Below are 25,385 nucleotides of genomic sequence, written 5' to 3' on the forward strand. Positions count from 1 at the left end.
TCCGCCCCCCCCTGTTATCAACACTTCGGTCACAACCCGCTTCCCCCACCGCCCTCTCTACGTTTTTTTTCCCCCTGCGGCCCCCCCCCCTTGGCGGGGGGGGGGCGGGCCCCCCGCCCCCCGCCTCTGGCGTGACTAGCTGCAACCCTCGGCCGGGGGCGCGGTCTCCGACAGCTTCAGGCCCTCGATGCCGCCGAACCACTTCTCCAGCAGCTGCTTCATGGTGCCGTTGTCCCAGATCTTCTTCACCGCGGTGTTGACGGCCTCACACGTCTTGGTGTCGCCCTTCTTCAGGCCGATGCCGTACTTCTCGTCGGTGAAGCCCTGGCCGAGCACCTTGAAGTTGCCGCCGGCCTGCTTGGCGAAGCCCGCCAGGATCAGGTCGTCGGTGGTGACGGCGTCGAGGTTGCTGCCCGACAGCTTCTGCACGCACTCGGAGTAGTTGGCCGCGTCGACGGTCGTGGCGTCGATGTCGAGCTTGCCGTCCGGGGGCGGGTCGGTGACGCGCTTGTAGGAGTTGGAGCCGGCCGCCTTGCAGATCTTCTTGCCCTTGAGGTCCTGCGGGGCGTTGATCGCGGCGTCGTCCTTGCGGACCATGATGTCCTGGTGCGCGATCACGTACGGGCCGCCGAAGGACACCTTGGCCTTGCGCTCCTCGGTGATGGAGTACGTGGCGAAGATGATGTCGACGGTGCCGTTCTGGAGGAAGGGCTCGCGGTTGGAGGAGGCCGACTCCTTCCACTCGATCGTGGCGTCCTTGCCGCCGTTCATCTCCTTCAGCACGGCCTTGGCGACGTCGACGTCGAAGCCCTCGGGCTCCGACCCCTTCTTCAAGCCCAGGCTCGGCTGGTCCCACTTCGTGCCGACCACGACCTTGCCGCCGTCCTGAACCTTCTCCAGGACGCTGGCGTAGGTCTTGTCACCGCCGCAGGCGGCCAGAGCGGCGAGCATGCCCACTCCCGTGACCACCGCTCCCAAACGACGCATGTGCATGTATACCTGCCTCAAAATCTCAGTGCGTGAGGATCTTCGAAAGGAAATCACGCGCGCGGTCGGTCTGCGCGTTGGTGAAGAACTCGTCGGGGGTGTTCTCCTCCACGATCTGCCCGTCCGCCATGAAGACCACCCGGTTGGCGGCCCTGCGGGCGAATCCCATCTCGTGCGTGACGACCATCATCGTCATGCCGTCACGTGCCAGCCCGATCATCACGTCGAGCACCTCCTGGACCATTTCCGGGTCCAGCGCCGAGGTGGGCTCGTCGAAGAGGATCATCTTCGGGTCCATGGCCAGCGCACGTGCGATCGCGACCCGCTGCTGCTGGCCGCCGGAGAGCTGGGCCGGGTACTTGTCCGCCTGCGCGGCGATGCCCACCCGTTCCAGCAGTTCCATGGCCCGCGTGTCGGCCGCCTGGCGATCCTTGCGGCGCACCTTGATCGGCCCGAGCGTGACGTTCTCACGGATGGTCTTGTGCGCGAACAGGTTGAAGGACTGGAACACCATGCCGACCTCGGACCGCAGCCGGGCCAGCGACCTGCCCTCCTCGGGCAGCACCTGGCCGTCGAACACGATCCTGCCGTCGTCGATCGTCTCCAGGCGGTTGATCGTCCGGCACAGCGTGGACTTTCCACCGCCCGAAGGCCCGATGACCACCAGAACCTCGCCACGAGAGACGGTCAAGTTGATGTCCTTCAGGACGTGCAACGCCCCGAAGCGCTTGTTGACGCCCTCCAACTGAACGAGTGGAGTGGCGTCGCCGTTCTCCGTCATGGACCAAAACGGTAGAGGTCATTAAGACGCTGGTCACTAACCAGGTGGTACCGATCCGGTCACATCGAGCCGTCAAGCTGGTGTTTTAGACGGGGGCGGCTGCCGCGAGCCGGACAACGACTACCCTTGAACCTGCCATGACTGTGACCCAGGAGAGCGCCCGCACGTATGAAGTGCGCACATACGGGTGCCAGATGAACGTGCACGACTCCGAGCGCCTTTCCGGCCTGCTTGAGGACGCCGGTTACGTGCCGGCCCCCGAGGGGGGAACGGCCGACGTCGTCGTGTTCAACACGTGCGCCGTGCGGGAGAACGCCGACAACCGCCTCTACGGAAACCTCGGCCACCTGCGGCCGGCCAAGATGAGCAACCCGCGCATGCAGATCGCGGTGGGCGGCTGCCTGGCCCAGAAGGACCAGGGCGACATCGTCCGTAAGGCGCCCTGGGTCGACGTCGTCTTCGGCACCCACAACATCGGATCTCTGCCGGTGCTGCTGGAGCGGGCCCGGGTGGCCGGCGAGGCCCAGGTCGAGCTGAAGGAGTCGCTGGAGGTCTTCCCCTCCACGCTGCCCACCAAGCGCGAGTCGGCCTACGCGGCGTGGGTCGCGATCTCGGTCGGCTGCAACAACACCTGCACGTTCTGCATCGTGCCGTCGCTGCGCGGCAAGGAGAAGGACCGCCGTCCCGGCGACGTCCTGTCCGAGGTGCGCACGCTCGTCGGCCAGGGCGTCCTGGAGGTGACGCTGCTCGGCCAGAACGTCAACACCTACGGCGTCGAGTTCGGCGACCGGCTGGCCTTCGGCAAGCTCCTGCGCGCCTGCGGCGACGTCGAGGGCCTGGAGCGGGTGCGCTTCACCTCGCCCCACCCGGCCGCCTTCACCGACGACGTCATCGCCGCCATGGCCGAGACGCCCAACGTCATGCACCAGCTCCACATGCCGCTGCAGTCGGGCTCCGACCGGGTGCTGCGGGCCATGCGCCGCTCCTACCGGGCCGAGCGCTACCTCGGCATCATCGAGCGCGTGCGCGCCGCCATGCCCGACGCGGCCATCTCGACCGACATCATCGTCGGCTTCCCCGGCGAGACCGAGGACGACTTCCAGGCCACCCTCGATGTCGTCCGCCAGAGCCGCTTCGCCAACGCCTTCACCTTCCAGTACTCCATCCGTCCGGGCACCCCGGCGGCCACGATGGAGGACCAGATCCCCAAGGAGGTCGTCCAGGAGCGTTACGAGCGCCTGGTCGCCCTTCAGGAGGAGATCTCCTGGGAGGAGAACAAGAAGCAGGTCGGCCGCACGCTGGAGGTGCTGGTCGCCGAGGGTGAGGGCCGCAAGGACGATGCCACGCGCCGCCTGTCCGGCCGTGCCGCCGACAACCGGCTCGTGCACTTCGCGGTGGGCGAGGAGACCCCCAGGCCCGGTGACATGGTCACGGTCGAGGTCACCTACGCCGCCCCCCACCACCTGGTCGCCGACGGCGCGGTGCGCGCGCTGCGGCGTACGCGGGCCGGCGACGCCTGGGAGGCCCGCCAGGGCGCCCCGGCCAAGGGGCCGGGCGTGCTGCTCGGCATGCCGTCCGTCGGCCGTCCGGCGACCCCCGCCCCGGCCGCCGGGGCCTGCTCGGCCCACTGACGCATTTCGTTCATGCACCCCGCCGCCCCTTCCGGACGGCGGGGTGTTCTGCGTGGGTCAGCGGGTGAGACGGTCGAGGAAGCTGTAGCACGGCTGCCGTCGGAAGTCGTCGAACGTGGCGCACGGGTCGTGCCCCCCGGCCCGTACGGACGGAGGCGGCGGCGGGGGCGGCGCCTGACGGTCCGGCTCGGGCACCGACCGTTCCCGCGGCGGGGCCTGCGGGGACGCGTGCGGCGCCGGACGGCGTACGGTGGCCCGCCGGGACGGCCGCGGCGGCGCGACGAGCGGCGGATGCGTGGGAAGCGCCTTGGGCGAGAGCGGCGACGACAGCTCGCCCTTCAGCGGCGGGACGGACACGTCGACCTTCACCGCCGGGGCCGACGGCTCGCCCTTGGCCGGCGTCGCCGTCGTGGGCCGGCCGGGCGCCGGCACGGCCTCCATCCAGCCCGGCGACCACGGGCCCGCCGAGGGGATGGGCGGCGCGGGGGACGGCTCGGCCACCGGGGAGACCGCGATCTGCGAAGGAAAATACGATCTTGGGATAAGCGGTGTTTCCTGATCGAATTCACGGTGGCTTTGCGGGCGTGATTCCGGAGAACTGGTGAATGCGAGGAATATCCCAAGGCCGGCCGTGACGAGTACCCCGGCCGCTCCGGCCGCGGCGCCCCACCGGGGACGGCCACCTGGGCAAACAGATCTTTGGGGGGACAAGTCGTGATTCCTTTGTGATGGGTGTGCGAGCATTCCGCTGATGCGGCTAGTGTGGTCCATCACCCGCGGAAGCCGGCGAGCTTTCCCCGATACGACCGCAGGGAGCTGCACCACCATGCATGATCCGACCGAACCGGATCGTCAGGAGATCCTCTCCGGGCCGGGCTCGTCCCCGAGGCCCCCGGGCAAGAGCAGGAAGACCGTCATCATCGCCGCCTCGGCCCTCGTCGGCGTGCTCGCCGCGGGCGGCGCCGGCTATCTGCTGGCGGCCAAGCCCGGCCAGAGCACCCAGCAGGAGCAGGGCGCCGGCCGGCCGTCCCCGGCCAAGAGCCCCGGCGACGAGGTGTTCGAGGCCGACGAGGAAGCCACCATGGGCGACGCCACCACCGACGCCCCCGACGACGGCCTGCCCACCGACGGTTCCGACGACTCCGCCATGGGCGACGCGGTCACGGACACGGGCGGCGGCACCGACGCCGCCGACAAGGGATCGACCGGCTCCGACGGCACCAGGCAGACGGGCACCGGCAAGAAGCCCGGCACGCCGTCCACCAAGCCGCCCACCAAGGCGCCCGAACCCGACGGCGACAACCCCGCCGACGGCCCTGCGGGCGAGCTCAGCGGCCAGTGCGCCCAGAGCGGCTGCTGAGACCGTCGTCAGTGGCGCCGCAAGTGGCTCGCCCTTTCCGGCCGGCAATGGACCTGCTGGGGAGCCGGCCGGGCTCGTAGGGTTCCGGGCATGACGACTGACAGAGCGGCCACGTCGGCGGCCGCGTTGCGACGGCTGCACGTGCCCGGCGACCCGCTGATCCTGCCCAACGTCTGGGACGCCGCCTCGGCGCGCGCCGTCCAGGCGGCGGGGTTCCCGGTGGTGGCCACCGGCAGCGCGGCCGTCTCCCGCGTGCTGGGCTACGCCGACGGCGAGAGCACGCCGGTCGGCGAGATGATGGCCGCCGTCGCCCGCATCGTGAGGGCCGTGGACGTGCCCGTGACCGCCGACGTCGAACGCGGTTACGGGCTCGCGCCGGGCGAGCTGGCCGAGCGGCTGGCCGAGGCCGGGGCGGTGGGCTGCAACGTGGAGGACTCCGACCCGCGTACCAAGGAGCTGGTGGACGCCGGGGCTCAGGCGGACTACCTGGCCGCGATGCGGGCGGCCGCCGGCGACGCCCTCGTGATCAACGCGCGGGTGGACACGTACGTGCTCGGCCGGGGCGACCGGGCGGCGGCGGTGGAGCGCGGGCGGCGCTACCTGGAGGCGGGGGCCGACTGCGTTTACCCGATCATGCTGGAGGACGAGGGCGAGATCGCGGCCCTGGTCGCCGAGGTGGGCGGGCCGGTGAACATCCTGTTCCGGCCCAAGGCGCCGTCGTACGCGCGGCTGGCGGAGCTGGGGGTGGCCAGGATCAGCTTCGGCGGCGGCCTGCACCAGGCGACCCACACCTACGCTCAGCGCCTGTTCACCGCGATCGCCCAAGGCCGCGACCCCTACACGAACTGACCGGCGGGCCGGGGTAGGGCGTGCCGCTTTCCCGGGTTGTCCGGCCGGGCCCGTGGTGGCGCGTGCCTCTCGGGCGGGTTGTCCGGCCGGGCCCCTGGTGGTGGGCGGGCTGATCGGCGGGCTGGGGACGCATGGGCCCTGGGCGGGCTGGGCGGTGGGGGCGGGTGGCGGGCGCGTACGCTTGCGCTCGTGCTTGTCGCCGCGGCCGTCTGCCCGCAAACCCCGCTGATCGTGACCGGGCTCCCCGAGCTGCGCGCGGCCTGTCGCGCCGCGGTCGCCGCGCTCCGGGCCGCCCGCCCCGACGTGCTGGTCGTGGTGGGCGGGGCCGAGACGGCCCGCTCGTACGACGGCGCCGCGGCGGGCAGCCTGCGGCCCTGGGGGTTCGAGGTCACGGTGGGCGAGGGCCGGCCCGTGCTGCCGCTGTCCCTGACCGTCGGCCGCCGGCTCCTGAACGACGCCGAAGAGGCTCCCGCCCACGACGGTGACAGGGTTCCCGCCACAGCGGTGGCCTACGACGCCGCTCCGGAGGAGTGCCGGGCGATCGGCGCCGAGCTGGCCGCCCTCGGCAGGGTCGCGCTGCTGGTCATGGCCGACGGCTCGGCCTGCCTGACCCCCCGGGCGCCGGGCCGGTACGACGAGGCGGCCGGGCCGTACAACGCCCTGATCGCCGACGCGGTCGGCAGGGCGGACGCGGCGGCGCTGGCCGCGCTCGACCCCGTGGAGGCCGACCGGCTGTGGGTGACCGGCCGCGCGGCCCTCCAGGTGCTGGCCGGCGCGGCCGAGGGCACGTCGCTGACGGGCAGGCTGCTCATGGAGTCCTCGCCCTACGGCGTCGGCTACTTCGCGGGCGTGTGGAGCTGACGGGACAGCCCCCGAGCCGCGTCACGTCGTGGAGGTGTGGGGTCGGCGGCGGGGGACCGGGATGCGCATCAGGTCGCGGGCGGTGATCACCTCGCCGTCGAAGCTGCGCCGCACCTCCTCCACGAAGGCCGGCTCCTCGGCGAACCCGTAGCGCTCGGAGAAGTGCGTGAGCACCAGCCTGCGCACGCCCGCGTCCGCCGCCACCACGCCCGCCTCGAACGCCGTCAGGTGCCCGTACTCCTTGGCGAGCGCGCCCTCGGCGGACAGGAACGTCGACTCGATCACCAGCAGGTCGGCCCCCGACGCCAGCTCGAACACGGCGTCGCACAGCCGGGTGTCCATGACGAACGCCGCGCTCTGCCCCGGCCTGGGCTCGCTGCAATCGGCGAGCGTGACGCCCCGGACCGAGCCGGTGCGCTGGAGTTCGCCGACCTCGGGGCCGCGGATGCCGTGGCGGGCCAGCCGGTCGGGCAGCATGCGGCGGCCGGGCGGCTCCTGGATGCGGTAGCCGTAGGACTCGACGGGATGGGACAGGCGGCGGGCGATCAGCGGGCCCACCCCGGCCAGCGCGCCGGAGACCGGATGCTCCTCGATCACCGTGGTGTCGGCGAACGCGGCGGCGTGCCGCAGCCTGCGCCAGTAGGTCTGACCGGCGGCGGGAAAGACCGCGCGCACCGGATGGCGCACCCGGTCGCGGGCGATGCGCTGCACGACGCCGGGCACGCCCAGGCAGTGGTCGCCGTGGAAGTGGGTCACGCACAGCCAGTGGACGTCGTTCGCGCTCAGCCCGGCGTGCAGCATCTGCCGCTGCGTGCCCTCGCCGGGGTCGAAAAGGAAGCCTTGCCCGTCCCAGCGCAGAAGGTACCCGTTGTGGTTACGGTGTCGGGTGGGCACCGCACTGGAGGTGCCCAGCACCACGAGTTCACGTGAGGACATGATGACCACGCTGACCACGGTCGCGTTCGCTGAGGTGCCGACGCCGGTCGGCCCGTTCGTCCTGGCCGTCACCGAGCGGGGGCTGGTCGCGTCGGGGTGGGGTTCCCCCGCTGGACTGGCCGGCAGGCTCGGCCTGGCTGAGGTTCATGATGCGGATCGTACGGCCTCCGCGGTCGCCGAGCTGCATGCTTATTTCGCCGGCGAGCTGCGCTCGTTCAGCACGCCCGTGGACTGGCGGCTGATGACGGGCTCGCGGTTGCAGGTGCTCCAGGCCCTGCACCGCGTCCCGTACGGCACCGCCGTCACCTACGGCGAGCTGGCCCGGCGAGCCGGGTCGAGCGTGCCCGCCCGCGGCATCGGTTCGATCATGGGCTCCAACCCGATCCCCATCATCGTGCCCTGCCACCGGGTGGTCGCGGGCAACGGGCTGGGCGGGTTCAGCGGCGGCGTGGGCGTGGAGACCAAGCGCTGGCTGCTGACGCACGAGGGATACCTCCAGCCGACACTCCTCGACCTGTAGATGGTCCGTCCACACCCGGACAGTTGACACACTGGTCGGTGTGCGCCAGCAGCCAGTCATCGCCGTCGTGGGCCCCACGGCGGCCGGGAAGTCCGACCTCGCCGTCGACATCGCGCTCCGGCTCGGGGGCGAGTGCGTCAACGCCGACTCCATGCAGCTCTACCGCGGCATGGACATCGGCACGGCCAAGCTCACCCCCGCCGAGCAGCGCGGCGTCCCGCACCACCTGCTGGACATCTGGGACGTCACGGTCACGGCCAGCGTCGCCGAGTACCAGCGGCTGGCCAGGGAGCTGTTCGCGAAGATCGACGTCCCGGTGCTGGTGGGCGGCAGCGGCCTCTACGTCCGCGCGGCCCTCGACGACCTGGAGTTCCCCGGCACCGACCCGGTGATCAGGGCCCGGCTGGAGGCGGAGCTGGCCGAGCGCGGCCCGGCCCCCCTGTACGAGCGGCTGCGCGAGCTCGACCCGCCCGCCGCCGAGGCGATCCTGCCGAGCAACGGCCGCCGCGTCGTGCGCGCGCTGGAGGTGATCGAGCACTCCGGCCGGCCGTTCTCGGCCACCATGCCGTCCTACGACGCCGTCTATCCGAGCGTGCAGCTCGGCCTGGAGGTGCCGCGGCCCGTCCTCGACGAGCGCATCGAGCTGCGGGTCGAGCGCATGTGGGCCGCGGGCCTGGTCGAAGAGGTCCGCGCGCTGCTCGGCCAGGGCCTGGCCGAGGGCCGCACGGCGGGCCGCGCGCTCGGCTACGCGCAGGTCATCCGCTTCCTGGAGGGTGAGTGGAGCGAGGAGCAGGCGTTCGCCGAGACGGTCAGGGCCACCAGGCGCTTCGCCCGCCGTCAGGAGTCATGGTTCCGCCGCGACCCCCGGGTGCGCTGGCTCCCGTACGACGCTCCCGACCTGCTTGAACGATCCCTGGCGCACATCGCCGACCCGGGTGCGGCATAAACTCAGGCAATGCGGTTTCTCAAGGGGCACGGCACCGAGAACGATTTCGTCATCCTGCCCGATCCCGACGACGGCGTGGAAGTGACGGCCGCGCTCGTGGCCAAGATCTGTGACCGGCGGGCCGGGATCGGCGCCGACGGCGTGCTCCGGGTCGCCAGGACCAAGCAGCACGCCGAGGTGGCCGAGCAGGCCGCGGTGGCCGACTGGTTCATGGACTATCGCAACGCCGACGGCAGCGTCGCGGAGATGTGCGGCAACGGCGTACGCGTCTTCGCCCGTTACCTGGTGGACGCGGGGCTGGTGGAGGGGACGGAGTTCTGCCTGGCCACCAGGGGCGGCCCGCGCCGGGTCCGGGTCGAGCCCAACGGCGACATCACGGTCGACATGGGCAAGCCCGTCGTGCTGGGGGAGAGCGTGGCCGGCGTCGGCGGCCACGAGTACCCCGGTATCCGCGTGGACATGGGCAACCCCCACCTGGCCTGCGCGATCGGCGACCCGGTCGTCCAGCTCGACCTCAGCCACCAGCCGGGCTTCGACACCGGGGTCTTCCCCTCGGGCGTCAACATCGAGTTGTTCAACCCGGTCGGCGTCAGCCGTGTGGTGATGCGGGTCTACGAGCGCGGCTCGGGCGAGACGCGTTCCTGCGGCACGGGCGCCGTGGCCACCGCCGTGGCCGCCGCCCACCTGTCCGGCGACACCACGGGCACGTGGACCGTCGAGGTCGTCGGCGGCTCGCTGACCGTCATCCTCGACGAGGACACGAGCTACCTGTCCGGTCCGGCGGTGATCCTGGCGAGCGGCGAGCTGATGCTTGCAGAATGATGTTCTCCTGAGGGATGCTGGGTCCACTTTCCGAACCGAGAAGGGGTTGAGGATGGCGGACCCACGTACCACGGCGGTTCAGGTCAAGGCGCCCATCGGCCAGTACGGCGGCGGCTTCATGGTCTCCCGCGAGGCCAAGGCCATCTGCGAGGAACACGGACTCGGCCCGCGCGAGCTGTACTTCCGCGGGCGGTGCGGGGTGCTCGGCGAGTGCCACGCCGACGTGGTCACCTCGGTGGCGGTCTTCTTCCCCGCCGCCCACGTGGAGGAGAGCTGGAACGGCGGCAGGAAGATGCACGTCGAGCGGGCCGTCGAGCTCTACGCCGAGGCGTGCAGGCAGTGGGGGCGGCGCAAACTGGGCGGCCACGACGGCTGCGCCAGGATCGCCGAGCTGCTCGAACCCGTCGTCGCTCAGGCCTCGCCGGTGGGGGCGCCGCTGTTCGCCGGCTGGCGGGCGGTGCCGCTGCCGGACGACCCGCCCGCGCGCGCCGTTCAGCTCATGCACGTCCTGCGTGAGCTGCGCGGCGGCCTGCACGCCGACGCGGTGCTCGCGGCCGGCCTGCACCCCCTGGAGGCGACGCTCGCCGCCACCCACGACACGACCCCCTTCGGCTACGCCGACGGCGTGACGATCGCCCGGTTCTTCACCTGGCCCGAGCCCTACGCGACCCCCGGCCCCGAGGTCGTGGCGCGGCGGGCCCAGGTCGAGGAGACCACCGACGACCTGATGGCACCGTTCTTCGCGGTGCTGCGCGACAACGAGTCGGACGAGCTGATCGAGCTTCTGCGTTTTGGGCACGCTCGTTGACCTGGCAGACTGACTGCCCATGGACGTGGACATCTGGGCCTGGGTCGGCGAAACCCAGCAGCAGCTTTCCGAGGCGGGCAACGTTGGCCTCGCCATGGCGCTGGGAGACCTTCCCGCACAGGCCTACGAGGGCCGGTATCCGCAGCTCGACGTGATGGCCCCGGCCATCGCCCAGCAGGCCGAGTCGCTTGAGCTGCCCTGGCTGGAGTTCTACGCCCGCTACTGGCACCTCATGGGCCGCATCGGCGACCGGGCCCAGGGCGCGGTGGCCATCGACGACGCGCGGCAGCTGCTCACGTTCGCCCAGCGCGAAGACGTGCGCGACTGCCCGGCCACCCCGGCCGCCGTCGAGGCGATGGCCGTCGTGTGGGCCAACACCGACGGCCCCGGCTACGCCGGCGAGCGGCTGGAGACGGTGGGCGCCTTCCTGGAGGGCATGAGCCCGGAGCGGCCCGCCTTCTGCGGCCTGGTGACCCAGTACGTCGCGGCGCTCGTCGACGCGGGCAAGGCCGGCGAGGCCGTCACCTACGCCGAGTCCGCCGTCGAGCGGCTGCGCACGGCCGGGCGCGAGGCGAGCTGGGAGCTCGGCGCCGAGGGCGCCCGCGCGCTGCTGGCCGCCGGCCGGGCCGACGACGCGCTGGGCGCCCTGCAGGCCGCCGCCGACCTCGCCCCCGACGACCCGCCCGCCAAGGCCCACCGCGAGGGCGTGCGCCGCGCGCTCATCCTGGCCGAGCTCGGCCGCACGGCCGAGGCCGTCGACGCGCTGCCCGACCTCGACGTGGTCGGCGAGCACCCGCGCGTCTTCGTCGAGTGGTCGCGCGCGGTCGCCAAGCTGGCCGGGTCCTCCCAGATCACCAACACCTGGCAGCTCGGCCGGGTGCTGCGCCAGTGGATCGACTACTTCGGCATGATGGGCGGCTACCGCGCCCGCGTCGAGCTCGCGCTGGTCGCGGGCGACCTGGCCGTCGCCAGGAAGGGCGTGTGGCAGGCCCGGCTGCTCGCCGACCTGGCCGAGTCCGGCGCGGCCGAGCTGCGCGAGACGAGCGGCCTGGGCGAGCGCGTCGCCGCGCTGCGCGGCGCCGCCGACGCCACCTCCGAGCCGGAGGCCCCCGGCCCCCTGTCGGAGCGGGTCGGGCTGTTCGACGCCGCCGACGGCTTCAACGCCGACCCCGAGAAGTGGGTGGGCTGGCTCGCGCCGCTGTCCGGCTCCGACCTGGAGGCCACCCGCCGCCACACCACCACGCTCGGCTTCCTCGGCTTCCCCTCGGCGGGCGCCGACATCTACTGGAAGCTGCTGGTCGACTCGGGCGACACCGCCTCCGCCGACCCCGACGACGTGGCCTACCTGACCACCCTGCTCATCGAGGCCCGCCAGGACGAGCGGCTGGAGCAGCTGGCCGCGCTGCTGCCGCACGCCGCCCAGCACCTCGCGCTGGCCCGCCTGCACAGCGCCCGCGAGCGCTGGCCGGAGACGCTCGACGCCGCCGAGCACGCGGTCGCGGCCGGGGCCGGCATCGAGGCCAGGCGCCTGCTGTCCGGCGCCGCCCAGCAGCTCGACCACAACGACAGGGCCGCCGGCGTGCTGCTGGAGGTGCTCGACGAGCTGACCGACGAGGACATCTGGCGCATGATCGTCATGGCCACCTCGGCGGAGGACTGGGACACCGTGCGCAAGGGCGCGGCCAAGATCGGCATGCCGATCAAGTCCAAGGAGGGCCCGATCGAGGAGGAGATGGGCCTGATCCGGCTCATCCTCCCGGCGCCCGACGGCGGCCAGCGCCAGGTGTTGTCCATCCGCACCGGCCCGGCCACCGCCCGGCTGGCGCTGCCGCAGCCGCGCGGCATGGACTACAACGCGGGCGACCTGGTCGTGTTCGACCCGCAGCTGCTGGAGCCCGTCCCCGAGGACCCGCAGGAGCAGCAGAACTTCGTGCCGCCGTTCGCGGCCGTGCGCATCCTGCGGCCCGGCGGCTACACCAGCTACTTCTTCGACGGCGCCGCGCCGAGCGAGGAGGACTGGGCGGAGTTCACCGAGGTCATGGCCGAGCGCGGCTGGCCGATGTGGGTCTACAGCGACGAGAACTACACCGTCACCCACCCGACCAGCGGCGAGCCGCTGCCGGGCGTGTTCGGCTGGGTCGCGGTGCCGCCGGACGTGTCGGCCTCCGAGGTCGACGCCCTGCTCGACGACGCCACCGAGCGCTGGGTGCACCCGCTGGCCTGGCTCGACCTGGCCCGCGAGATCGACGTCGAGATCGAGCGGCACGAGCGCATCGTCAAGGAATACGGGCTCTGACGTGCTTGAGCGCTTCAGCCTCGACGGCAAGGTCGCCATCGTCACGGGCGCGTCGTCGGGGCTGGGCGTGGCCTTCGCCCGCGGGCTGGCCGAGGCGGGCGCCGACGTCGTGATCGGCGCCCGGCGCAGGGAACGGCTGGAGGAGACCCGGCGTCTGGTCGAGGAGACCGGGCGCCGTTGCCTGGCCCTCCAGACCGACGTGGCGGTCCCGGAGGAGTGCGACGCGCTGGTCGCCGCGGCCGTCGCCGAGTTCGGGGCGGTCGACGTGCTGATCAACAACGCGGGGGTCGGCACCGCCGTCCCCGCGCTGCGCGAGCGGCCCGAGGAGTTCCGCCGGGTGGTGGAGATCAACCTGCACGGCACGTACTGGATGGCGCAGGCGTGCGCGCGGGTGATGCGGCCGGGGTCGTCGATCGTCAACGTCGGCAGCATCCTCGGCGCGACCACCGCCGGGCTGCCACAGGCCGCCTACAGCGCGTCGAAGGCGGCCGTCGCCGGGCTCACCCGCGACCTGGCCCAGCAGTGGACGGCCCGGCGCGGCATCCGGGTCAACTGCCTGGAGCCGGGGTTCTTCGCCTCGGAGATGACCGAGCAGTATCCCCCCGGCTACCTGGAGCGCATGCTGGAGCTGCGGGTGCCGATGAAGCGGGCCGGAGATCCGGCCGAGCTGGTGGCGGCGGCGGTCTTCCTGGCCGGCGACGCCTCCTCGTACGTCACCGGCGTGACGCTGCCGGTCGACGGCGGCATCCTGATCACGTAGAGGGTCCTTCTAGTACGTTGTCGGGAATGACCGCCCCCTTCGTACGTCCGTATCGTTCCGCCGATCTGGCCGCCGTCTACGACATCTGCGTGCGTACCGCCGACGCCGGTGGCGACGCCCGCGGCCACTACGCCTCCGACCTGCTCATGGGCGACATCTTCGCCGTCCCCTACGTGACCCTGGAGCCCGAGCACGCCCACGTCCTGGACGACGGCACGGGCCAGGCCGTCGGCTACGTCGTGGGCACCGCGGACACCGCGACGTTCGTCCGCCGCTACCGCGAGGAGTGGATCCCGAGGTCCGCCGGACGTTGCCCCCTTCCCGCAGATCCGCCGGTCACGGCCGACGACGTGATGCTCGCCCTGCACCACCGGCCCGAGCGCATGCTGGTGCCCGAGCTGGCCGGTCACCCCGCCCACCTGCACATCGACCTGCTGCCCGACTGGCAGGGCAAGGGCTGGGGACGCCGGCTCATGAGCGCCCTGGTCGACGGCCTGCGTGCCGCCGGGGTCGCGCGGCTGCACCTGGGGATGGTCAGCACCAACGCGCCGGCGCGGGCGTTCTACGACCGGCTCGGGTTCGCCGAGCTGGCGGTGGCCGACGCGGGAGCGGTGACGTACCTGGGGCGGGACACCTCGCCGCTCGGCTAGCTCTTGTCCCCGAGGATTCGGGGCTTTATGTTCGTTGCGTAGTCCGGTGCGTGTTGCGTAATAAGGAACAACCGGAGGCGTGATGGGTCGGCCGCGCGTAGTGATCATCGGGGCGGGGATCGTGGGATGCGCGGTGGCCGACGAGCTCACCGAACGCGGCTGGACCGACGTCACCGTGGTGGAGCAGGGCCCGCTCTTCGCCGCGGGCGGCTCCAGCTCGCACGCCCCCGGCCTGGTCTTCCAGACGAACCCGTCGAAGACCATGACCGAGTTCGCCGCCTACACCGTGCGCAAGTACACCGCGCTCGGTGAGCACTGCTTCCGGCAGGTCGGCGGGCTGGAGGTGGCCACCACCCCCGAGCGCTGGACCGACCTGCACCGCAAGCTCGGCTGGGCGCAATCGTGGGGCGTCGAGGGCCGCCTGCTGGACGCCGAGGAGTGCGCCCGGCTGTGGCCGATGCTGGACCGGAGCCGGGTGCTGGGCGGCCTGCACGTGCCCAGCGACGGCCTGGCCGCCGCCGTGGCGTGCGGCGAGACGCAGGCGGCGCGGGCCACCGGACGCGGCGCCCGGTTCCTCGGCGGGCACACCGTGATCGGCGTCGAGCAGAAGGGCGGCCGGGTCACCGGCGTGTCCTGCGCGGTCGAGGGGGAGTACCGGACGATCCCGGCCGACGTGATCGTGTGCGCGGCCGGTTTCTGGGGCCCCTCGATCGGCGAGCTGGCCGGGCTGACCGTGCCGCTGCTGCCGTTGGCCCACCAGTACGCGAAGTCCGGCCCGCTGCCCCCGCAGCCCGAGGGCCCCATCCTCCGCCACCAGGACCGGGACCTGTACGCCCGGCAGCACGGCGACCGCATCGGCATCGGCTCCTACGCCCACCGCCCGATGCCGGTCGCCCAGCACGAGATCGGCCCGAAGGGCACCACCATGCCCTCGGTCCAGTCGTTCACCGAGGAGGACTTCGACCCCGCCTGGCGCGACGCGGCCGAACTGCTGCCCGCGCTCGCCGAGTCCAAGTACGAGGACGGCATCAACGGCGTCTTCTCCTTCACCGCCGACGGCTTCCCGCTGATCGGTGAGGCGCCGCACCTGGACGGGTTCTGGCTGGCCGAGGCCGTCTGGGTGACACACTCGGCCGGGGTGGCCAGGGCGGTGGCCGAGCTGCTGGTGACCGGCCGGTCGCAGGTGGACGTGCACGAGTGCGAGCTCGCCAGGTTCGAGCAGGCGCAACTGTCGCCCGCCTACGTCGAGGAGCGCGGCAGGCAGAACTTCGTCGAGGTCTACGACGTCATCCACCCGCTGCAGCCCATGGAGTCGCCGCGCCCGATGCGGACCAGCCCGTTCCACCCCCGCCAGGTGGAACTGGGCGCGTTCTTCCTGGAGTCGGCCGGGTGGGAGCGGCCGCACTGGTTCGAGGCGAACGAGCCGCTGCTCGCCGGCCTCGAAGAGCCTCGGATCGGCGCCGACCGGCGGGACGCGTGGGCCGGCCGCTACTGGTCGCCCGTCGCCGCCGCCGAGGCGTGGGCCACCCGCGAGCGGGTCGCGCTCCACGACATGACCTCGCTCAAGCGCATCGAGGTCAGCGGCCCTGGCGCGGCGGCGTTCCTCCAGCACATGACCACGAACAACGTCGACAAACGGCCCGGGACGGTCACCTACACCCTGCTCCTGGACGCCGGCGGCGGCATCCGCTCCGACCTCACGGCGGCGCGGCTGGAGGAGGACAGGTTCCAGCTCGGCGCGAACGGCAACCTCGACCTCGACTGGCTGACCCGGCACGCCCCCCGCGGCGTGCACATCAGGGACATCACGTCCGGCACCTGCTGCGTCGGCGTGTGGGGGCCGCAGGCGAGGGAACTGGTGCAGGGGCTCACCGACATGGACCTGTCCAACGAGAACTTCCGCTACTTCACCTGCCGGTCCGGGTACGTCGGGCAGGTGCCGGTGCTGGCGATGCGCGTCTCGTACGTGGGCGAGCTGGGCTGGGAGCTCTACACCGGCGCCGACATGGGCCTCAAGCTGTGGGACACGCTCATGGCCACCGGGATGCCGGTCGCGGGCGGGCGGGCCGCGTTCAACAGCCTCCGGCTGGAGAAGGGGTACCGGCTCTGGGGCGTGGACATGACCACCGAGCACGACCCGTACGAGGCCGGGCTGGGGTTCGCGGTCAAGGCGGACAAGGACTTCCACGGCCGCGACGCGCTCTCCGCCGAGCCGTCCCGCAGGCTCGTGCCGCTGCTCAGCGCGGAGGTCGTCATGGGCAAGGAACCGGTCTCGCACGCCGGCCGCGTCGTCGGGTACGTCACCAGCGCCGCGTACGGGCACACCGTCGGCCGTCCCATCGCCTACGCCTGGCTGCCCTCCGAGCTGGCCGGACCCGGGACGCGGGTGGACATCTCCTACTTCGGCCGCCGCGTGCCCGCGGAGGTCGCCGCCGAGCCGCTGTTCGACCCCCAGATGGAGAAGATCAGACGTTGACCCACCCCGGCTTCCTCTGGCGCAACCCCGATCCGAGGCCCTCCTACGACGTGGTCGTCGTGGGCGGCGGCGGGCACGGCCTGGCCACCGCCTACTACCTGGCCAGGAACCACGGCCTGACGAACGTCGCCGTCCTGGAGAAGGGCTGGCTGGCCGGCGGGAACATGGCGCGCAACACCACCATCATCCGCTCCAACTACCTGTGGGACGAGAGCGCCGCCATCTACGAGCACTCCCTGAAGCTGTGGGAGGGCCTGAGCGAGGACCTGGACTACGACCTGCAGTTCAGTCAGCGCGGCGTGCTCAACCTGGCGCACAACCTGGGCGACGTGCGCGAGGGCAGGCGGCGGGTCAACGCCAACCGGCTCAACGGCGTGGACGCCGAATGGCTGGACGCCGACGAGGTCAGGAAGTTCTGCCCGATCGTCAACGTGTCCGACCGGGCGCGCTACCCCGTTCTGGGGGCCACGTTGCAGCGGCGCGGCGGCATCGCCAAGCACGACCACGTCGCGTGGGCGCTGGCCCGCAAGGCGGACGCGTACGGCGTCGACCTGATCCAGGGGTGCGAGGTCACCGGGTTCGAGATCACCGGGAACCGGGTGACCGGCGTGCGGACCTCGCGCGGGCCCATCGCGGCCGGCAAGGTCGCACTCGCCTCGGCCGGGCACACCTCGGTCCTGGCCGAGCGGGCCGGCCTCCGGCTGCCGCTGCAGTCGCACCCGCTCCAGGCGCTGGTGTCGGAACTGCTGGAACCGGTGCTCGACTGCGTGGTCATGTCCAACGCCGTCCACGTGTACGTCAGCCAGGCGCACAAGGGCGAGCTGGTCATGGGGGCGGGCATCGACGCGTACAACTCCTACGGGCAGCGCGGCGGGTTCCACGTGATCGAGGCGCAGATGGCGGCGGCCCTGGAGCTGTTCCCGCTCTTCAGCCGGGTCCGCGTGCTGCGGACGTGGGCCGGGATCGTCGACGTCTCGCCGGACGCGTCCCCGATCATCGGCGCCACCCCCGTGGACGGCCTCTACGTCAACGCCGGCTGGGGCACCGGCGGCTTCAAGGCGACCCCCGGCTCCGGCTGGGTGTACGCCGACACGATCGCCAACGGCCGGCCGCACCCGCTGGCCGAGCCGTTCGCGCTGGAGCGGTTCACCACGGGCGCGCTCATCGACGAGCACGGCGCGGCGGCGGTGGCCCACTGATGCTGCTCCTCGACTGCCCCCACTGCGGCCCCCGCGACGAGAACGAGTTCCACTACGGCGGCCAGGCCGGGGTTCCGTATCCGCAGGCCCCCGCCGAGCTGTCCGACCAGGAGTGGGCCGCCTACGTCTTCCTGCGCGACAACCCCAAGGGCTGGTTCCGCGAACGCTGGTTCCACACCCACGGCTGCCGGACCTGGTTCACCGTCGAACGGCACACGGTCACGCACGAGATCAGGAAGGCGCCATGAGGTTCACCTTCGACGGCCGTCCCCTCCAGGGGGAACCGGGCGACACGCTGGCCGCCGCGCTGCTGCGCAACGGGGTGCGCGTGGTGGGCCGGGGCGTGGAGTCCGGCCGCCCGCGCGGCGTCTTCTCGGCCGGCCCCGAGGAGCCGAACGCCCTGGTCCGCGTCGGCGCCGACCCGATGCTGGCGGCCACGACCGTGGAGCTGTACGACGGTCTGGAGGCGTGGAGCCTGAGCGGCAAGGGCCGGGTGGACCTGGGCGCGGCCGACGACCGCCGCTGCGACAAGGGCTACCTGCACTGCGACGTGCTGGTGGTCGGCGGCGGCCCGGCCGGGCTCGCCGCGGCCGCCGCGGCGCGCGGGGCCCGGGTGATCCTGCTCGACGACCAGCCCCGCCTCGGCGGCGACCTGCTGAACAGCCGGGTGCTGCTGGACGGCGCACCCGCGCTGGACTGGGTGGACTCGCTGGATCTGTCCGGCGTGCGGGTGCTCACCAGGACCACGGCCGTCGGCTACCACGACCACGGCTACGTGGTGGCGGTGGAACGGCGGGCGCGCGGCGAGCGGCTGTGGCACATCAGGGCCCGCCGGGTGGTCCTGGCGACCGGCGCGCACGAACGCTCGCTCGCCTTCCCCGGCAACGACCGGCCCGGCGTCATGCTGGCCTCGGCCGCCCGCGCCTACGTCAACCGGTACGGCGTGCTCCCCGGCCGCCGCGCGGTCGTGTTCGCCTGCGCCGACTCCGGCTACGAGGCCGCCGGGGACCTGCGCGCGGCCGGTGTGGAGATCGCCGCGATCGTCGACCCGCGCCCCGAAGGGCTCACCGCCGACGCCCTGGCCGGGCAGGTGGTGACCGGCACCACGGCCGGGCCGGACGGCGTGCTGACCGGCGTGCGGGTGGGGGAGCGGCACATCGAGGCCGACCTGCTGGCCGTGGCGGGCGGCTGGAACCCCGCCGTGCACCTGTTCAGCCAGTCGCAGGGACGGGTGCGCTTCGACGAGGCGTCGCAGGCGTTCGTCCCGCACGTCTCGGCCCAGGCCGAACGCTCCGCGGGCGCCTGCCGCGGCCTGTACGGCACCCGCGAGGCCATCGCCGACGGCCACGCCGCCGGACGGGAGGCCGCCGGATCCGCCGCCCGCGAGCTGCGCGTGCCGGAGTGCGACGAGCGGCCCCCGCGGCCACCGGCGGCGTTGTGGCTGGTCGACGGGGACGGCGACGAGCCCGCCTTCGCCGACCTGCACCGCGACGTGACCGTGGCCGACCTGGCCAGGGCGACCGGGACCGGGATGCGCTCGGTCGAGCACGTCAAGCGGTACACCACCGCGGGCACCGGCGCCGACCAGGGCAAGACGTCGGGCGCGGTCGTCGTGGGCGTGATGTCGGCCCTGCTCGGGACCACGCCCGGGCAGGTGGGCACGACCACGTTCCGGCCGCCGTACACGCCGGTGTCGTTCGCGACGCTGGCCGGACGGGACCGGGGCGCGCTCTCCGACCCGGTCAGGACCACTGCCATGCACGCCTCGCACGTCGCGGCGGGAGCGGTGTTCGAGGACGTCGGCCAGTGGAAGCGCCCCCGCTACTTCCCGCTGGACGGCGAGCCGATGGAGGCGGCCGTGCAGCGCGAGTGCCGGGCCGCCCGCACCTCCGTCGCCGCCATGGACGCCTCCACCCTGGGCAAGATCGACGTCCGGGGCGCGGACGCGGGCGTGTTCCTGGACCGGATCTACACCAACATGTACTCCACGCTCGCCGTCGGCGCCTGCCGGTACGGGCTCATGTGCCGGGCCGACGGCATGGTGTTCGACGACGGCACCACCACCAGGCTGGCCGACGACCACTACCTCATGACCACGACCACCGGCAACGCGGCCGCGGTGCTCGACTGGCTGGAGGAGTGGCGGCAGACCGAGTGGCCGCGGCTCGACGTCTCCCTCACCTCGGTGACCGACCACTGGGCGACGGTGGTCGTGGCCGGACCCAAGGCGCGGCGGGTGATCGCCGCCGTCGCGCCCGGCGCGCTCGGCCTGCCCTTCATGCGGTACGCGGAGACGGACGTGCTCGGCGTGCCCGGCCGGGTGTTCAGGATCAGCTTCTCCGGCGAGCTGGCCTACGAGGTCAACGTGCCCTGGCCGTACGGCAGGGCGTTGTGGGAGGCGGTGCTGGGGCTGGGCGCGGTGCCGTACGGGACCGAGGCGATGCACGTGCTGCGGGCCGAGAAGGGGTTCGCCATCGTCGGCCAGGAGACCGACGGCACGGTCACGCCGCACGACCTCGGCATGTCGTGGATCGTCTCCCCGCGCAAGCCCGACTTCGTGGGCAGACGCTCGCACGCCCGCCCCGACACCGCGCGGGACGGCCGCAAGCGCCTGGTCGGGCTGCTGGCCGACGACCCCGCGACGCCGATCGAGGAGGGGGCCCAGCTCGTCAGGGGCGGGCCGGGCGCGCCCATGCTGGGCCACGTGACCTCCGGCTACGCCAGTGCGGCGCTCGGCCGGACGTTCGCGCTGGCCATGGTCAGGGACGTCGTGCCGGGGGACCGGCTCACGGCGGTGTCGGGGACGGCGGCGCACGGCGTGACGGTCGTCGAGCCGGTCCTGTACGACCCGGACAACGCCCGCCGCGACGGCGACCCCCTGGAGGAGGACGCGCCCGCGCTCCTCGGGGGCCTCCCGGCGCGGGAGAGCCCGGCGGCGGCGTTCGCCGGGCGGTTCGCGGCGGCGAGCGGGCCGTCGGCGCGGCTGCGCGAGCTGCCGTTCGAGCCGATGTGGGAGGTCCGGGGCGCCGATCCCGGCGTGGGGCTGCGGCTCGGCCCGTCCTGGTGGCTGGTCGCCGGGGACGCCGTGCCCGGTCCCGGCTGGGTGGACGTCTCCGGGCAGCGCACGATCCTGGAGCTGTCCGGGCCGGCGGCGGACGACGTCCTGATCACCGGCTGTCCGGTGGACCTGCATCCGGACGTGTTCCCCGGGCACGCCCAGACGTTCCTGGGGAAGACCTCGGTGATCCTGGAACGGCGGACGTCCGGCGTGTACCGGATCCACGTCAGGTCGTCGTTCACGTCGTACCTGGCAGAGTGGCTCTTGGACGCCATTTTGGCGTTATGAGACCATTTAGGGGTACTTGCTATACCTAGACTTTACGAAAACCGAAGTCTGGGAGATGACGTGCGCGTACGGGCGTTCACGGCCGGTCTGGCCGCAGTGACCATGCTGACCGGCTGCGGCGGCCTGGCGGCGCAGTCGGGCGGCGGCCCGGACCCGGCCAAGCCGGACTCGGCGTCCGTCTCGGACGCCCGCAAGAAGCTGGACAAGCTCAAGGTCAAGGGCCGCGCCCCGCGCACCGGCTTCGACCGGGACGCGTTCGGCCCCGCCTGGGCCGACGTCGACCACAACGGCTGCGACACCCGCAACGACATCCTCAAGCGCGACATGAAGGACGAGACGTTCAAGTCGGGCACCCACGACTGCATCGTGCTCACCGGCACGCTGGACGACCCCTACAGCGGCAAGACCATCAAGTTCAAGCGCGGCCAGGACACCAGCACGGCCGTCCAGATCGACCACCTGGTGCCGCTGTCGGACGCCTGGCAGAAGGGCGCCCAGCAGTGGTCGCCCACCAAGCGCAAGGAGTTCGCCAACGACCCGCTGAACCTGCTGGCGGTGGACGGCCCGCTGAACAACCAGAAGAGCGACTCCGACGCGGCCACCTGGCTGCCGCCGCGCAAGGCGTACCGGTGCGCCTACATCGCCCGCCAGATCGACGTGAAGAGCAAGTACGACGTCTGGATCACCGACGGCGAGAAGAGCGCCATGGAAGGCATACTCAAGGACTGCTGACCCGCGTCAGGGGGCGGTCAGCGTCAGCTCCACGCGGGCCCCGCCGCCCTCCGGCGTGGAGACGGCCAGCGTGCCGCCGCAGGACTCGGCGGTACGCCGGGCGATGTCCAGCCCGAGCCCGGTCGAGCCGCCCCCGCTGTTCCCCCGCTCCAGCAACTCCGGGTCGAACCCCGGCCCCGAGTCCTCCACGACCAGCAGCGCCCCGCCGGGCCGGGACGACAGCCGTACGGCCATGGCGGTCCCCTCCGGGGTGTGCGCGAACACGTTGCCGAGCAGCGCGTCCACGCACGCGGCCAGCTCCTCGCCGCCGACGGCGACCGGCGCGGGAGCCTCGGGCAGCGAGACCGACACCGGCCGTCCCTGGTCCTCGGCCAGCACCGACCAGAAGCGCACCCGCTCCCGGACCACCTCGGCCGCGTCGCAGGGGCCGCGCCCGGCCGAGCGCCGCCGCGCCTCGGTGATGACCGCGCTGACCGCCCGTTCCAGCGCGTCCACCCTGGTCTGCACGCGGGCGGCCTCCTCCGGGTCGCGCAGCGACTCCGCCTCCAGCCGCAGGCCGGTCAGCGGCGTGCGCAGCCGGTGGGACAGGTCGGCGACCGACTCACGTTCGGCGGCCAGCAGGTCGCCGATGCGCCCGGCCAGATGGTTGAGCGCCAGTGCCACCGACCGCACCTCGGGCGGCCCGCCCGGCTCGGCCCGCGCGCTCAGGTCGCCGCCGGCCAGCCGGTGCGACACCCGCGCCAGCCCGACCACGGGCCTGGTCACGGCCAGGGCCAGCCGGTCGGCCAGCACGATGCCGAGCACCACGAGCCCCAGCCCGAGCACCAGCAGCGCCAGCCAGGCGGCCCGCACGCCGTGCGTCAGCTCGTCGTCCGGCACGAACACCCTGATCACGGCCGTGCCGCCGGTCGACTGCGCCGACACCAGCACCTCCCGGCCGCCGGGGGCGACGGCGGTCACGCTCCGGCCGGTCGCGGCCAGCCGTACGGCGTCGGAGCGGGCGGCGGGCGCGCCCATCGTCTTCCCGCCGGGCAGGAACACCGTCACCCGCCGGGGCACCTGCTCGACGGCCAGCGGCAGGTCGGGCGTGCCGACCGCGACCGCGACGGACTCGGCGGCGGCGGTGGCCCGGCTCATCGCGCCGTTCTCGGCCACCGTCCCGATCAGCAGCGCCATCGGCACCAGCAGTGCGATCAGCACGAGCGACGTCGTCGCCGCCACCAGCAGCGCCAGCCAGCGCCTCACGACGGCTCGACCAGCTTGACCCCGACGCCTCTGACGGTGTGCAGGTAGCGGGGTTCCGCCGCGGTCTCGCCCAGCTTCCTGCGCAGCCACGACAGGTGCACGTCCACGGTCTTGTCGGCGCCGCCGTACGGGAGCCGCCACACCTCCGTCAGCAGCTCGCGCTTGGTGACCACCTCGCCGGGCCGCGCCGCCAGGAAGTGCAGCACGTCGAACTCGCGCGGCGTGAGGTCGAGCGACACGCCGTCGAGCGTGGCCGTACGAGCCCGGGGATCGACGCGCAGGCCGCCCACGGCCAGCGGTTCCGGCACGGCCTCGCCCGCGCGCCGCAGCACCGCCCGCACCCGGGCGTCGAGCTGCCGGGCGCTGTACGGCTTGACCACGTAGTCGTCGGCCCCCGCGTCGAGGACGGGCACCATCTCGGCGTCGCCGTCGCGGGCGGTCGCCACGATCACCGGCACCCGGCTCACCGCCCGCAACATGCGCAGCAGCTCGACGCCGTCGAGGTCGGGCAGGCCCAGGTCGAGCACGATCAGGTCGGGACGGTCCTGCACGGCCAGCCGCAACCCCTCCAGCGCGGTCGGGGAGGAGGAGACCGCGTGGCCGAGATCGCGCAGGCCCCGGCTCAACGACGTGCGGATGGTCACGTCGTCTTCGATGAGCAGGATGTCAGCCATATACCCAAACCGTAGACGGTCCCTGACGATGCCCCGAGCATCCTTAGTGTCGCCTTAACCTGCGCTTAGCCGTACATGGGGGAGGGTGAGAGCGTGAAGCGTCTCGTGCTGGCCTGGGCCGTCACCGCGGCCGCCGCGACCGGGACGGCCGTGGCCGTGCTCGGCCTGCTCGGAACCGAGGTGACCGGCACCTCCAGCCGGGTGCTCAGCGGGCCGGAGGTGCGCGCCGCCCTCTCCACGGCCACCGCGCGCGCCGTCACGCCCATGCCCCGGACGTCCGCCCGCGCCCAGGACCGGCTCATGCGCACCGAGGCCGGCACGGTGATCGCCTCCTGCTCCGGCGGCCTGGTCACCCTGCGCTCCTGGAGCCCCGCCCAGGGCTACTCGGTGGACGGCGTCGAGCCCGGCCCGGCCCAGGAGGCGAAGGTGGAGTTCGAGCCGGAGGACGGCAAGGAGGTCGAACTCAAGATCTTCTGCACGCCGGAAGGCCCCGCCACCCGCTGACCGCTTCCCCGGCGCGGGCCGTTCAGCGGCCTCCGCGCACTTCCAGCGCTCCCAGCAGTTCCTCGGACGCCCTGGTGATGGCCTCCACCGCCCGGTCGAACGCCTCGGCGTTGTGGGCGGCGGGGGCGCGGAATCCGGAGATCTTCCTGACGTACTGAAGGGCGGCGGCCCGCACGTCCTCCTCGGTCACGCTCTCGGCGTACGGCGGTCGGAGGGTCTTGATGCTTCTGCACATGCTCTCAACGGTAATAGCCGATGCGCTGGCTTATCTCCCTCGCGCCCTCGGCGAGCAGCTCGCCGACCTCGGGCAGCCGCTCGGGCGTGAGCCGGTAGGACGGGCCCGACGCGCTGACGGCGGCCACCACCGAGCCGTCGGCCCCCCTGATCGGGGCCGCCACGGCGTTCAGGCCGACCTCCAGCTCCTCCACCGTGGCCGCCCAGCCGCGCTCCCTGATCTCCTCCAGGCCCAGGCCGGCGGGGGAGGTGACGGTGCGCGGCGTGTAGCGCTCCAGCTCGCCGGCCAGGCGCAGGGCGCCGAAGGCGAGCAGCACCTTGCCGCTGGAGGTGGCGTGCGACGGGGTGCGCTGGCCGACCCAGTTGTGGCCGCTGATCGCCGCAGGGCCGCGCACCTGGCTGATGTTGACCGTGTCGCCGTCCTGGGGGACCGCGATGTTGACGGTCTCGCCGACCGCCTCGGCCAGGCGCAGGCACACCTCGCGGCTCTCCCTGGACAGGTCGAGCTGGGCCGTGGCCGCGCCGGCCAGCCGTACGACGCCGAACCCGAGCCGGTAGCGCCCCCGGTCGCCGCTCTGCTCCACGAGCCCGCCCTGCTCCAGGGCGGCCAGCAGCCGGAACGCGGTGGACTTGTGCACGTCGAGCTCGACCGCGAGGTCCGTCACCCGGGTGGCGCCCTCGCGGGCCAGGATCTCCAGGATCGCGATGGCCCGGTCGACGGACTGAACCGTCGTGCTGTTGCTCACAGCGCAACAGAATAACCGGCGG

General features: G+C 72.8%; 25 protein-coding genes. 17 read left to right on the forward strand and 8 right to left on the reverse strand.

The window, feature by feature from the left end; all coding sequences use genetic code 11:
* Nucleotides 1-135: 135 nt before the first annotated feature.
* On the reverse strand, nt 136-987 hold the full coding sequence (locus tag AB0J97_RS09910) for a glutamate ABC transporter substrate-binding protein (protein ID WP_364086681.1): 852 nt from the start codon (nt 985-987) through the stop codon (nt 136-138).
* A gap of 25 nt (nt 988-1,012) precedes the next feature.
* Nucleotides 1,013-1,768 carry an amino acid ABC transporter ATP-binding protein gene (locus AB0J97_RS09915; RefSeq protein ID WP_357694232.1) on the reverse strand — a complete coding sequence of 252 codons (756 nt, stop codon included), beginning with the start codon at nt 1,766-1,768 and terminating at the stop codon, nt 1,013-1,015.
* A gap of 137 nt (nt 1,769-1,905) precedes the next feature.
* Here AB0J97_RS09915 and miaB point away from each other — a divergent pair, with 137 nt between their 5' ends.
* Entirely contained in the window at nt 1,906-3,399 is a 1,494-nt protein-coding gene (gene miaB / locus AB0J97_RS09920) for a tRNA (N6-isopentenyl adenosine(37)-C2)-methylthiotransferase MiaB (protein WP_357694230.1), read from the forward strand.
* A 57-nt stretch (nt 3,400-3,456) separates the two neighbouring features.
* Here the strand turns inward: miaB and AB0J97_RS09925 are convergent, their stop codons facing one another.
* Entirely contained in the window at nt 3,457-3,900 is a 444-nt protein-coding gene (locus AB0J97_RS09925) for a hypothetical protein (RefSeq protein WP_364086684.1), read from the reverse strand.
* 325 nt (nt 3,901-4,225) lie between these two features.
* On the opposite strand from AB0J97_RS09925, the gene AB0J97_RS09930 reads away from it, so the two are divergent.
* The 3 genes from AB0J97_RS09930 to AB0J97_RS09940 all read left to right on the forward strand — a co-directional run bounded on the left by AB0J97_RS09930 (nt 4,226) and on the right by AB0J97_RS09940 (nt 6,469).
* Nucleotides 4,226-4,759 carry a hypothetical protein gene (locus AB0J97_RS09930; protein ID WP_364086686.1) on the forward strand — a complete coding sequence of 178 codons (534 nt, stop codon included), beginning with the start codon at nt 4,226-4,228 and terminating at the stop codon, nt 4,757-4,759.
* 90 nt (nt 4,760-4,849) lie between these two features.
* Nucleotides 4,850-5,608, forward strand: coding sequence for an isocitrate lyase/phosphoenolpyruvate mutase family protein (locus AB0J97_RS09935; protein WP_364086688.1), 759 nt, complete (start codon nt 4,850-4,852; stop codon nt 5,606-5,608).
* Between the two features lie 189 nt (nt 5,609-5,797).
* On the forward strand, nt 5,798-6,469 hold the full coding sequence (locus AB0J97_RS09940; RefSeq protein ID WP_364086690.1) for a hypothetical protein: 672 nt from the start codon (nt 5,798-5,800) through the stop codon (nt 6,467-6,469).
* 21 nt (nt 6,470-6,490) lie between these two features.
* Here AB0J97_RS09940 and AB0J97_RS09945 read toward each other — a convergent pair whose 3' ends face one another.
* A complete protein-coding gene (locus AB0J97_RS09945; protein WP_357694221.1) occupies nt 6,491-7,405 on the reverse strand; it encodes a ribonuclease Z in 915 nt (304 codons plus the stop codon).
* Here AB0J97_RS09945 and AB0J97_RS09950 point away from each other — a divergent pair.
* From AB0J97_RS09950 to AB0J97_RS10005, 12 genes are all read left to right on the forward strand, one after another.
* The gene (locus AB0J97_RS09950; RefSeq protein ID WP_364086692.1) at nt 7,404-7,925 is read left to right on the forward strand and encodes a methylated-DNA--[protein]-cysteine S-methyltransferase; all 522 of its coding nucleotides are present in this window, start codon (nt 7,404-7,406) and stop codon (nt 7,923-7,925) included. The genes AB0J97_RS09945 and AB0J97_RS09950 overlap by 2 nt on opposite strands.
* Nucleotides 7,926-7,965: 40 nt before the next feature.
* Entirely contained in the window at nt 7,966-8,871 is a 906-nt protein-coding gene (gene miaA, locus AB0J97_RS09955; RefSeq protein WP_364086694.1) for a tRNA (adenosine(37)-N6)-dimethylallyltransferase MiaA, read from the forward strand.
* 9 nt (nt 8,872-8,880) lie between these two features.
* On the forward strand, nt 8,881-9,693 hold the full coding sequence (dapF, locus tag AB0J97_RS09960; protein WP_364086696.1) for a diaminopimelate epimerase: 813 nt from the start codon (nt 8,881-8,883) through the stop codon (nt 9,691-9,693).
* Between the two features lie 52 nt (nt 9,694-9,745).
* Nucleotides 9,746-10,501 (forward strand): hypothetical protein, encoded by a 756-nt coding sequence (locus AB0J97_RS09965; protein WP_364086699.1) that lies wholly within the window; start codon nt 9,746-9,748, stop codon nt 10,499-10,501.
* Nucleotides 10,502-10,520: 19 nt separating this feature from the next.
* A complete protein-coding gene (locus tag AB0J97_RS09970; protein ID WP_364086701.1) occupies nt 10,521-12,797 on the forward strand; it encodes a tetratricopeptide repeat protein in 2,277 nt (758 codons plus the stop codon).
* 1 nt (nt 12,798) lies between these two features.
* Complete coding sequence (locus tag AB0J97_RS09975) at nt 12,799-13,557, forward strand: glucose 1-dehydrogenase (RefSeq protein WP_364086703.1); 759 nt, start codon at nt 12,799-12,801, stop codon at nt 13,555-13,557.
* A gap of 26 nt (nt 13,558-13,583) precedes the next feature.
* Nucleotides 13,584-14,207 (forward strand): GNAT family N-acetyltransferase, encoded by a 624-nt coding sequence (locus tag AB0J97_RS09980; RefSeq protein WP_357694208.1) that lies wholly within the window; start codon nt 13,584-13,586, stop codon nt 14,205-14,207.
* Between the two features lie 82 nt (nt 14,208-14,289).
* Nucleotides 14,290-16,683, forward strand: coding sequence for an FAD-dependent oxidoreductase (locus AB0J97_RS09985; RefSeq protein ID WP_364087370.1), 2,394 nt, complete (start codon nt 14,290-14,292; stop codon nt 16,681-16,683).
* On the forward strand, nt 16,680-17,882 hold the full coding sequence (locus AB0J97_RS09990; RefSeq protein WP_357694206.1) for a sarcosine oxidase subunit beta family protein: 1,203 nt from the start codon (nt 16,680-16,682) through the stop codon (nt 17,880-17,882). Before AB0J97_RS09985 ends, AB0J97_RS09990 begins: the two co-directional genes overlap by 4 nt.
* A complete protein-coding gene (locus AB0J97_RS09995) occupies nt 17,882-18,130 on the forward strand; it encodes a sarcosine oxidase subunit delta (protein ID WP_357694204.1) in 249 nt (82 codons plus the stop codon). The genes AB0J97_RS09990 and AB0J97_RS09995 overlap by 1 nt, the downstream gene beginning before the upstream one ends.
* Complete coding sequence (locus AB0J97_RS10000) at nt 18,127-21,228, forward strand: 2Fe-2S iron-sulfur cluster-binding protein (RefSeq protein ID WP_364086705.1); 3,102 nt, start codon at nt 18,127-18,129, stop codon at nt 21,226-21,228. Before AB0J97_RS09995 ends, AB0J97_RS10000 begins: the two co-directional genes overlap by 4 nt.
* 60 nt (nt 21,229-21,288) lie before the next feature.
* Entirely contained in the window at nt 21,289-21,960 is a 672-nt protein-coding gene (locus AB0J97_RS10005; RefSeq protein WP_357694200.1) for an HNH endonuclease family protein, read from the forward strand.
* Between the two features lie 6 nt (nt 21,961-21,966).
* Here the strand turns inward: AB0J97_RS10005 and AB0J97_RS10010 are convergent, their stop codons facing one another.
* Together AB0J97_RS10010 and AB0J97_RS10015 are read right to left on the reverse strand one after the other, a co-directional pair.
* On the reverse strand, nt 21,967-23,205 hold the full coding sequence (locus tag AB0J97_RS10010; protein ID WP_364086707.1) for a HAMP domain-containing sensor histidine kinase: 1,239 nt from the start codon (nt 23,203-23,205) through the stop codon (nt 21,967-21,969).
* The gene (locus tag AB0J97_RS10015; protein ID WP_364086709.1) at nt 23,202-23,879 is read right to left on the reverse strand and encodes a response regulator transcription factor; all 678 of its coding nucleotides are present in this window, start codon (nt 23,877-23,879) and stop codon (nt 23,202-23,204) included. Before AB0J97_RS10015 ends, AB0J97_RS10010 begins: the two co-directional genes overlap by 4 nt.
* Nucleotides 23,880-23,972: 93 nt before the next feature.
* Here AB0J97_RS10015 and AB0J97_RS10020 point away from each other — a divergent pair, with 93 nt between their 5' ends.
* On the forward strand, nt 23,973-24,383 hold the full coding sequence (locus tag AB0J97_RS10020; RefSeq protein ID WP_357694194.1) for a hypothetical protein: 411 nt from the start codon (nt 23,973-23,975) through the stop codon (nt 24,381-24,383).
* A 22-nt stretch (nt 24,384-24,405) separates the two neighbouring features.
* Here AB0J97_RS10020 and AB0J97_RS10025 read toward each other — a convergent pair whose 3' ends face one another.
* Nucleotides 24,406-24,618, reverse strand: a complete 213-nt coding sequence (locus AB0J97_RS10025; RefSeq protein WP_357694192.1) for a DUF2277 domain-containing protein — start codon at nt 24,616-24,618, stop codon at nt 24,406-24,408.
* Nucleotides 24,619-24,622: 4 nt separating this feature from the next.
* Complete coding sequence (locus AB0J97_RS10030) at nt 24,623-25,363, reverse strand: IclR family transcriptional regulator (RefSeq protein WP_364086712.1); 741 nt, start codon at nt 25,361-25,363, stop codon at nt 24,623-24,625.
* Nucleotides 25,364-25,385 lie beyond the last annotated feature (22 nt).

Source organism: Nonomuraea sp. NPDC049607, assembly GCF_040675375.1.
Classification (GTDB): Bacteria; Actinomycetota; Actinomycetes; order Streptosporangiales; family Streptosporangiaceae; genus Nonomuraea.